Raw genomic sequence first — 8,920 nt, forward strand, 5'->3', positions numbered from 1 at the left:
CGAGCGCGGGACGGTCAGAGCGTTCGTCGCACGCCGGCCTGGCGTTCCAGGTTGCGGAGCTGGACCGCGAGGTCGCCCTCGACAGCGGTGTGGGCCGGCCCGCTGCGGCCGATGGGCAGGACCTCCTCGCTGCGCATGTCCTCCAGCATCAGGGCGAAGGCGGTGTACATCGCGACGATCGCCACCACGAGACCGAGGGCCCCCGACGTGCGGGTGAGCCATTCGGCGCCGGTGAGACCCGACAGACCGGTGGTCGCCCAGCGGGGCAGGGAGACCAGCAGGACGAGCCACAGTGCGCGCTTGGGCCGTGTCACGGCGGTCATCAGCGCCCCGAAACACAGAAAGGCAAGGTTGAAGACGCCCAGCACGCGCAGACCGTCGGGCGCGCCGCTGAACATGACGAGCGCGTAGGCCAGCCAACTGCCGGCGAAGATGCCCATCAGCGTCGCCGCGATCACGTCCCGGGCGCCGAATGCCAGGATGCTCACCAGGAACTGCAGCGCGAAGGCCGGCAGCACGCACAGGGCGACGGCGCCGCGGGCCTCTGCGTCGAAGAGGCCGAGCTGCATGCACCCCGTCATCACGGAGGCGATCGCCACCGTGAAGAAGCCCAGCGGCATGGGGGAGGCGATGGGGCGGAGGTTGATCCGGGTCATCGACCGGAGGTCGGGTTCGAAGCGGCGTTCCGGGGGAACGTCCGGCCGGCTGCCCTGTACGTCGTCGGCGCCGCCGGTGGTGGAGGGGGAGGTCGGACTCATGGTGGGGATCTCTCGTTCAGCGCCCGGAGCAGGGGCGGGGGAGGCGAGCAGGGCTCGCGGAGGGCACGGGCGGAGGTCGCCTCAGATGCCGTACGCCTCAAGGAGGCGCAGCCAGACCTCGCTGACCGTCGGGAAGGCGGGGACGGTGTGCCGCAGACGTTCGAGCGGGACTTCGCCCACGATGGCGACGGTGGCGGTGTGGATGAGTTCGGTCGCCATGGGGCCGGTGAGGGTGCAGCCGACGACGACTCCGCGGGTCTCGTCCACGACGAGCTTGGCGTAGCCGCGGTAGTCGTCGGCGTACAGCGCGGCTCCGGTGACGTCGCCGATTCGGTACTCCACCACGCGTACGGCGACACCCGCTTCGCGTGCCGCTCGTTCGGTGAGGCCGACGCTCGCGATCTCGGGATGCGTGAAGACGGCCTGCGGGACGGCGACGTGGTCGGCCTGCGCGCTCCAGGCCTGCCAGTCGCCGCTGTCCGCCGGGCGGCCTGCGGCTCGTTCGGCGATCGCCGCGGCGCAGGCACGGGCCTGGTACTTGGCCATGTGGGTGAGCGGCGCGCGGTGGTTCACGTCGCCGACGGCGTACAGCCAGCTGCCGTCGAGGGCGGTGACGCGACAGGTGTCGTCGACCGGGAGCCAGTCACCGCCCGGCAGCCCGACGGTCTCCAGGCCGAGGTCCGCCGTGCGGGGGCGCCGGCCGACGGCGGCCAGTACCTCGTCGCACGCCAGGACGGCGCCGTCGTCGGTCTCCACGGTCACGGTGCGAGCGGCCCCGTCGCGGGCGACCCGGAGGGCCGAGACCCCGAAGCGGACCGTCACGCCCAGGGTGGTCAGTCCGCGGGCGACTTCCTCGCCGGCACGCGGTTCCCAGCCCGTCAGCAGAGCCTGGTCGCGGACGAGCAGGGTGACGGTGGAGCCGAGTGAGCCCCATGCGGTGGCCATCTCGCAGGCCACCACCCCGCCGCCGAGGACGACGAGCCGCTCGGGCACCGCATCGGCCGTGGTGGCCTGCCGGTTGGTCCACACACCGATCCGGTCGAGCCCTTCGACCGGCGGCAGCGCGGGTTCCGTGCCGGGGCTGAGCACGACCGCGTACCGGGCCCGCAGGATGCGGACGGCGCAGTCGGCCCCGGTCACCTCCACCCGGCGCTCCCCGGCGAGCCGTCCGTGCCCTCGTACGAGGGGTATGCCGGCACTGGTCAGCCAGTCGGCCTGTCCGGTGTCGTCACCGCGGCCGGTGAACCGGTCACGGCGGGCCAGGACCCGCGCCGGGTCGAGTGCCGCCGTGACCGCCTGCCGGGACCCGTCGACCGACCGCGCGGCCTCCCGGGCCGCGCCGGGACGGAGCAGGGCCTTGCTCGGCACGCACGCGCGGTAGGAGCACTCGCCGCCGACCGCCTCGGCTTCGACGAGGACGGCGGTCATACCGGACCGGACGATCCGGTCGGCGACGACCTCGCCGCCCGGCCCGCCGCCGACCACGACGACGTCGAACGTCTCCTCCATCAGCTCTGCACCAGAGGGGTGTCCACGAGGTGTTCGGCCAGGAACCACACCTGCGCCTCGCCGGGGCGGATGACCTCGGAGACGAGCAGGTCGGTGCTGCCCTCGTCGCCCTCCGCCGAGATCCGGGCGGCGGCGTCCCGCGCGTCGATCAGGATCCGCTCGTGCGCGTCGAGGAGCCGCGACAGCATGACGGGGACCTTCTCCACACCGTTCGGCGGTCGCGGAATGGCCGTCAGCTCCGCGACGTGGCGCGGGTCTGCGACCGCGACACCGCCTAGGCTCTGGATTCGCTCGGCCAGCGCGTCCACGACGGCCAGCTGGGCCTCCGCGTGCTTGTCCAGCATCAGGTGGAGCGAGTAGAAGGTCGCCCCGCGCATCAGCCAGTGGTGCTTCTTGTAGAGGGAGTACAGGATCTGCGTATCGGCGAGCACGCGGTTGAGGCGCTGGCAGGCGTACATGCGGGTGTCGTGGCCGAGGCCGATCGGCAGCTGCTTCAGCGTGCCGAACGCCTGGGTCTCGCCGCCCTTCTGGTGCAGCAGCGGCTGACCGCCGCCGCGCGAGGGTGCGGTGGTGGATGCGGTGGTCGCGGTTTCCATCGGTACTCCTGGTGTGGAAGGTGGGAGGGCCCGGCCGCCCGCGCGGGGGTCGCAGGGCGGCCGGACCCGGTCTGTGGCGGCTCGTACTCAGCGGCCGCCGGGGGCCGCGGTCCGCGCCGCCGCCGGGGCCCGGCCGTGCAGTACGAGCCGGGTGAGCAGCCCGCTGCCGAGGCCGGCCACGAGGGCGGCGGCGACCCACCACAGCGGGTACGGAGTGAGGCCGAGGGCCGCGTCCAAGGACCACGCGCCGGGGCCGGTGGCAGCGAGAGCGGCGGCGGTGCCGATGAGGACGAGCGGGTACTCGTACCCGTCGTTCTGCACCCAGAGTCCGTGGTGCCACTTCACGGTGAGCGCGACCGTCATGACCCCGATGACGCCGGTCGCGGCGAGCGGGGTCAGAAAGCCGGCGGCGAGCAGCAGCCCGGAGCCGATCTGGCCGCCGCCCGCCGCCAGGGCGGTGACGACACCGCCGCGGAAGCCGTCGGCGCGGAACTCCTCCGTCCCGCCCTCGAGTCCCTTGCCGCCCAGGTGGGAGCTGATCTTCTGCACGCCGTGACCGGCGACGAGCAGGCCCGCCAGCAGACGAAGGATCAGAATGCCGGTGTCCACGGGCGTCAGCCCGCGGCGTGCGCGCCGATGACGCTCTGCGCGTACACGACGCCCAGGCCGTACGCACCCGCGTGGGCCTTGACGATCTCCATGACCGCGCCGTACGTCTCCTGGCGCGCCCAGTCGCGCTGCAGCTCCAGGAGCACCTGCACCCAGGTCACCGGCACCGCGCCGGCGGCCAGCATCCGCTGCAGTGCGTGCTCGTGGGCGGCCGGGCTGACGCCACCGGAGGCGTCCGAGACGACGTACACCTCGTACCCCTGCTCCAGCGCGGAGAGCGCGGGCAGCACCAGACAGACCTCGGTCCACAGGCCGGCGAGGACGATCTTCTTGCGCCCGGTCGCCTTGACCGCCGCGACGAGGGCCTCGTCCTCCCAGGCGTTCATGCTCGTCCGGTCGATGATCTCGTGCTCGGGGAACACCTCGGCGAGCTGAGGCAGCAGAGGCCCGGAGAAGGACTCGGCGGCCACCGTGGTCAGGACGGCCGGCACGCCGAAAGCCCGAGCCGCCTTGGCGAGCCCCACGGTGCTGTTGATGATCGCGGTGCGGTCACCGCTGCCGGTGCCGAAGAACATCTGCGGCTGGTGGTCCACGAAGAGCATGACCGCGTTGTCGGGCGTGAGGAGGTCCGAACTCGGGGCGGCCTGAACCTTGGTGATGTCGAACATGAGGGATCCTTTCGGAGCAATCGGTAGGGTGCTCACCGCATTCGCGGCTTCGGCACACCCCGAAACTACGGCCGGATCGATCGGCCGAATCCTCCCTCTGTGCTCAGGAATTGGCACCACAGCGCACTACCGGGGGATGAATCGGCGCGGTGACGCGGTGACGCGGAGGCAGCAGCCCACCCGGTGACGCCGCTTCTCGGCAGACTGCGGCCCGTCCGGAGCGCCCGTACCTCCACCGAGCTGGCCCTGGACGGCCGGCTCGTGCTCGGCGAGGACCGGTTCCTCGACATAGACGCGGGGGCCTCCCACGGTACATCTCATCCGTGGGAGGCCCTTAAGCATGCACCAGGTGTGCCGGCCGGACGGCTCGCCGGTTCTCTCGCCTACTCCTGGCGATTCGCTTCCCGTCGGCCGCGACCGGGCAGCCGCAACCCCTCGCTGGTCAGGAAGTAGAAGACCGGCAGCACGACGAACACGGCGAGTGCGACGACCGGGGCGGTCAGCGCACCGACCGCACCGGCGAGGAGATACGCCATCACGCCGGCCCACGAGCGGAGCCTGCCGTGAGCGACGTAGGAGGGTTCGACAGCGTGGTGCAGCAGTTCCGGACGCCGGTCCAGATGGCTGTAGAGCACGATCCAGCTGCCGCACATGCCTGCCGCGATCCCGGCGTACAGCGCGACGGCCACGCGAGCGTCGCTGTCGATGACGCTGTTCTGCAGCGCGCCCGACAGCACCGCGGTGGGAAAGGCGAGCGCCGCCGTGGTGAAGAGCAGGAGGAGATTGGCCGCGTGCAACCCGCGATCCATGGCACGTATCCGAACGAAGGCCTGATGGTGATTCAGCCAGATGACCGCCACATAGCTGAAGGAGGCCAGGTAGCCGAGGTAGACCGGCCACTGGCGGAGCAGGGCCCGCCCGAGTCCGCCCGGTTCGTGGGGCGGATCCGTGAGCCCGAGGACCAGGATGGTCACGGCGATGGCCAGCACGCCGTCGCTGAACGCCTCCGCGCGGGCGGTCTCGGAGCGAGCGAGCCTCCGCGGGAGGCCGTGGTCGTCCGTCATGTCGTTCTCTCCTCCGGTCCCGGGCCGCACCACCCGATGAGCCCGAGGTCGTTGTGCCACCGACGGCACACCGGAGCACTCCGGGCGGAATGGCCGCCGCTCGTCGACATCCACCAGGCCTCCGCCGGGGAAGGCGGAGGCCGCGGCGCGCCCTACGGGGCGAGTGGGGCATGGACCGGGCTGCACGGGCAGGCGAGGTCGACACCGGTCGTCACCGTACGTCCGCCGGTCATAGCCGGTCGGTCCATCCGTGCCCCGGTTCTGGCCTGTGCGCGAACAGCCGTCGGAGGTCTTCGTCCTCCGACGGCTGCACATACCTGCTCTTGCCGAAAACCTCATCCGCCCCGATCAGGTCGCATGTTGGTACTCGTGGAGGAGGCCGCCGAGTGTGTCAGGCGAATGAGAAGTGTGCGGCGGCTTCGCGGGCCGTCGAAGGCAGGAGGCCGGCCGGCAGCATCTCGGTTGTCAGGGCCAGGAACACGGCCGCCGACAGGCTGAGCGGCCCGCTGACGGGCGCGGCCCGGGACGGGGCTCACGGGGGCGGCTGCCGGGGGCGGTCGGCGACGACAGGACGGCGGTGCACTGCTGGTCAAGGGCCGAGGCCCTGACGGCACATCAATGGATCACAGGGTCGATTAGCGTGCCGACAGCGCGCCGTGGGTGCTCGCCGTGTGCGAAAGCCGGTGGCCGGGCGGGCGCGCTGACGACCTGTCGTTACACGATCGAGGGATTCCCGCATGCTCACAATGAACGGACCCGGTGCACTGGTACGCGTGCGCCGACGGCTGGTCGGCTCACTGGTCGCCCTGGCGCTGGCGGTCGGGCTCATGGGTATGACACCGCCCGCGGCGCACGCCGACACGAACAACCGTCTCAGCAACATCAACTGGGAAATCAGCGACCTGAGCGGCGGCGGTGCTCAGGCGCACCAGCGGTACTGGGACGTGATCGCCCAGCTCCACTCGCTCAGCAGCCACGACTGGTTCAGGACCGACCTGGACGAGACCGTCGTGGCGGACAACGACCAGCTCATCCAGATCAGCCTGTTCCAGAGCGGCGCCTACCAGGGGGCCATTTACTTCTGGCCGCACAACCTGTACCTGGCCGGCTTCTACCAGGTCGGGGGCACGCACTGGGTATTCAACGACGGCAACGCGTCGAGGGAGCGCTTCAACCGGGTGCTGGGCGTCCAGGCGAGCACCCTCCCCTGGTCCAGCAACTACAACGGCCTTCCCGGTGGTGACACTCGGTACAACCAGCAGATCAACGGGCCGAGGCTCGACAACGCCCTGCGGCAGGTCCGTCAGATCGCCGCTCTCCAGAACAGCGCCAGCGGGCGCGCCGTCCTGGCGGACTCCCTCATCATGATGATCCAGGCCACCTCGGAGGCAGCGCGCTTCGGGCGGATCTTCGACAACATCCGCGGCAACATCCGCGATCACGGTCTCGCCCAGATCGGCCGGGACAACGTCAACCTGGAGACGAACTGGGCCGGGATCTCGAACTGGGTCTACCGGGTCATGAACAATGCCGGTACCCCGCCCATCTTTGCCGGTGGTCAGACGTTCTACACGTTGCAGCAGCTGATGCTGTACGTGGGCTACCTGGACCTCTACAGCGGGTCGCGTCCCCGCTAGTAGTGCTTTGTCGGGAGGCTTGTCGCATCGTGTCATCGGTAGTTCTCCGTTGGTATGAGGGCTGGGGACCTTGCGTTGCGGCGGGGTCCGTCGTTGAAGCGGGCGTGGTTCCGAATTGGGCATGGCTGTGAGGCCCGTGGCACCAGCCGTTGTGACGGGCCGTGGGTCGAAGTCCTCTCGTGGCGTGACGAGTTGGGGGTGGAGGTACTGCCGCCCGAGTGCGCGCGGGTCGCGGGCCTGGTCGAGCGCGACGCGGCCGGCGGCGGGGAGGGGGTGCGGGCGCGGGTGATGCGCGAGCATCTGGGCTGGCCGGCGAGTGACGGGAAGGAGCAGGCGGCCCGATTCAGGGCAAAGCGGCTGGTGGAGCGGGGCTGGTTGACCGAGGCGTGGCCGGGGCTGTTCAGGCCGCGGACCGCTTGACGCGGCGCGGGGAGGTCGGCCCGAGCGAGCCAGTCGGCGGGTGGCCGGGATGCCCGCGACCCACCAGGCCATCGCCTGTGCGCTGTTGATGCGGGTCTCGTAGTCGCGGGCCAGGCGCCGGACCCGGATCAGCCAGGAGAAGGACCGTTCCACGATCCACCTGCGGGGCAGTACCACGAACCCTTTGGCGTCGTCGCAGCGCTTGAGGGCCGGGGCATCGCCCGGATCGTGTGGTCCGGCGGTGACGAGGAGGTCGGCTCCGAGGGGTGGTGACGGTGAAGCCCGAGGCGCCGAGGACTTCCGACAGGGCGAGTACGAGCGCGCTGCGGATGCCGCGGAACTCGGCGCGCCCGGCAGCGTCGGCGGGATGCGGACAGGCTTGGAGGCTGGTGTCGATCAGGTCCTGGCCGGGACTCCGTGCAGCACCAGGCCGGTCCCTGGTCGGTGCTGGGCGGAGAGCCCGGCGGCCTGGGGCGGCACCGGCTCGAACCCTCGGAGGGAGGGCACTGCGCAGACGGACTCAAACGGGTGTTTGTCATCCACGCACGGAGTTTGTCGCCCGCCCGGCCCGCTGTCGGCCGCCAAGGGCGACTCGTCGCGCGTCTTTCCGGCCGTTGCAGGTGGGACTCCGGGCCGGACCGGTGGGCGCGGTTCGGCCAGGTCGGGGTGTGCGTCTCGTGGACGGCATGCCGTCCACGAGACGCACCCTGTGCGCTGCGGTGTTCCCGGCCGGGAGCCGCGTGCGTCCTGGGTCAGAGTTTGAACATCGCGGTGTAGGGCTGGGTGATGCGTTCCCGCCGCGATCCGAAGTCGACGAGTACCGCGATGTCGCTGTCGCCTTCGACCCCGACGGCCCGGCCGAGGCCGTAGGTGTCGTGGGTGACGCGGTCGCCGACGGCGAAGTGCTTGCGCGGCGCCTCGATCCGGGCCTTGAAGGGACTGGTGGGCAGGACGCGGCGAACTGCTGCAGATTTCGTCATCCCCTGCAGTATGCGCCGAAAATCGCGGGAGCGGGCCTTCTCCGGCGTATTCGATTTCGCAGCTGCGACAAGAATTTCGCGCACGCCGCCCGCAATGATCGCCGGTCGCGCCGGTGGGCGCGGTGCGGGGCCGGCGTGGCAGGGCGGGCGCCTCAGGGCCTGCGCGACCCGCCCGTCCAGGTAAGCCGGGCAGTGGCCTCCGAAGGCGCTGCAGCTGGCCAACCAGGCTGCCAATCAAGCGTGTTGACGGTCCTGCGGCCTCGTGGTCGGCGGCGCCCGGCGCGAGGCGCCGCAGAACCGGGGGTGGAATATCCGCCCGTGGCGGGCTGGGGCCTGCTAGAGTCTCCCTAGTTGCAGTAGTGGTTCCCATGAACTTTGTGTGCGCCTGCTGATGTTTCGCAGGCGCCTTTTTGTTTCCCGGCTCTTCCCCGGGTGGGTGCTCATCGCGGCGACTCGGAGCGCGCACTGTGCGGGTTTCGGACAGCCCCTTGAAGGAGATTTCTTTATGGCTAATGGCACTGTGAAGTGGTTCAACGCGGAAAAGGGCTTCGGCTTCATCGAGCAGGAGGGTGGCGGCCCGGACGTCTTCGCCCACTACTCGAACATCAACGCCAACGGCTTCCGCGAGCTGCTCGAGGGCCAGAAGGTCGAGTTCGACGTCACGCAGGGCCAGAAGGGC

10 protein-coding genes and 1 pseudogene are annotated in these 8,920 nt (G+C 70.7%); 3 read left to right on the forward strand and 8 right to left on the reverse strand.

Annotated features, from left to right (window positions below):
• Positions 1-14: 14 nt before the first annotated feature.
• From IF01_RS0127095 to IF01_RS0127120, 6 genes are all read right to left on the reverse strand, one after another.
• Positions 15-758 (reverse strand): acetate uptake transporter family protein, encoded by a 744-nt coding sequence (locus IF01_RS0127095; protein ID WP_030396165.1) that lies wholly within the window; start codon positions 756-758, stop codon positions 15-17.
• A gap of 81 nt (positions 759-839) precedes the next feature.
• Positions 840-2,267 carry a dihydrolipoyl dehydrogenase family protein gene (locus tag IF01_RS0127100; RefSeq protein WP_030396166.1) on the reverse strand — a complete coding sequence of 476 codons (1,428 nt, stop codon included), beginning with the start codon at positions 2,265-2,267 and terminating at the stop codon, positions 840-842.
• Complete coding sequence (locus tag IF01_RS0127105) at positions 2,267-2,863, reverse strand: Dps family protein (RefSeq protein ID WP_030396167.1); 597 nt, start codon at positions 2,861-2,863, stop codon at positions 2,267-2,269. Before IF01_RS0127105 ends, IF01_RS0127100 begins: the two co-directional genes overlap by 1 nt.
• Positions 2,864-2,950: 87 nt before the next feature.
• Positions 2,951-3,472: a DoxX family protein gene (locus IF01_RS0127110; protein ID WP_030396168.1), complete on the reverse strand. Its 522-nt coding sequence runs from the start codon at positions 3,470-3,472 to the stop codon at positions 2,951-2,953.
• Between the two features lie 5 nt (positions 3,473-3,477).
• Positions 3,478-4,140 (reverse strand): hydrolase, encoded by a 663-nt coding sequence (locus tag IF01_RS0127115; RefSeq protein WP_030396169.1) that lies wholly within the window; start codon positions 4,138-4,140, stop codon positions 3,478-3,480.
• A gap of 383 nt (positions 4,141-4,523) precedes the next feature.
• Positions 4,524-5,204 (reverse strand): TMEM175 family protein, encoded by a 681-nt coding sequence (locus tag IF01_RS0127120; RefSeq protein ID WP_037781258.1) that lies wholly within the window; start codon positions 5,202-5,204, stop codon positions 4,524-4,526.
• 737 nt (positions 5,205-5,941) lie between these two features.
• Here IF01_RS0127120 and IF01_RS0127125 point away from each other — a divergent pair.
• The gene (locus IF01_RS0127125; protein WP_078880335.1) at positions 5,942-6,841 is read left to right on the forward strand and encodes a ribosome-inactivating family protein; all 900 of its coding nucleotides are present in this window, start codon (positions 5,942-5,944) and stop codon (positions 6,839-6,841) included.
• Positions 6,842-7,039: 198 nt separating this feature from the next.
• Complete coding sequence (locus IF01_RS0127130; protein ID WP_030396172.1) at positions 7,040-7,261, forward strand: hypothetical protein; 222 nt, start codon at positions 7,040-7,042, stop codon at positions 7,259-7,261.
• A 78-nt stretch (positions 7,262-7,339) separates the two neighbouring features.
• Here IF01_RS0127130 and IF01_RS51595 read toward each other — a convergent pair.
• Positions 7,340-7,630, reverse strand: a pseudogene (locus IF01_RS51595) (transposase); the annotation flags it as partial.
• Between the two features lie 383 nt (positions 7,631-8,013).
• Complete coding sequence (locus IF01_RS0127135) at positions 8,014-8,241, reverse strand: hypothetical protein (protein ID WP_030396173.1); 228 nt, start codon at positions 8,239-8,241, stop codon at positions 8,014-8,016.
• Between the two features lie 505 nt (positions 8,242-8,746).
• Here IF01_RS0127135 and IF01_RS0127140 point away from each other — a divergent pair.
• Positions 8,747-8,920: cold-shock protein (locus IF01_RS0127140; RefSeq protein ID WP_030393227.1), on the forward strand; the 174-nt coding region annotated here is incomplete at its 3' end.

It is taken from the genome of Kitasatospora purpeofusca, assembly GCF_000718025.1.
Taxonomy (GTDB): Bacteria; Actinomycetota; Actinomycetes; order Streptomycetales; family Streptomycetaceae; genus Kitasatospora; species Kitasatospora purpeofusca.

Bases quoted from the DNA above. Each gene is read 5' to 3' on its own strand.
- IF01_RS0127095 (WP_030396165.1), bottom strand. From the start codon at position 758: ATGAGTCCGACCTCCCCCTCCACCACCGGCGGCGCCGACGACGTACAG.
- IF01_RS0127100 (WP_030396166.1), bottom strand. From the start codon at position 2,267: ATGGAGGAGACGTTCGACGTCGTCGTGGTCGGCGGCGGGCCGGGCGGC.
- IF01_RS0127105 (WP_030396167.1), bottom strand. From the start codon at position 2,863: ATGGAAACCGCGACCACCGCATCCACCACCGCACCCTCGCGCGGCGGC.
- IF01_RS0127115 (WP_030396169.1), bottom strand. From the start codon at position 4,140: ATGTTCGACATCACCAAGGTTCAGGCCGCCCCGAGTTCGGACCTCCTC.
- IF01_RS0127120 (WP_037781258.1), bottom strand. From the start codon at position 5,204: ATGACGGACGACCACGGCCTCCCGCGGAGGCTCGCTCGCTCCGAGACC.
- IF01_RS0127125 (WP_078880335.1), top strand. From the start codon at position 5,942: ATGCTCACAATGAACGGACCCGGTGCACTGGTACGCGTGCGCCGACGG.
- IF01_RS0127135 (WP_030396173.1), bottom strand. From the start codon at position 8,241: ATGACGAAATCTGCAGCAGTTCGCCGCGTCCTGCCCACCAGTCCCTTC.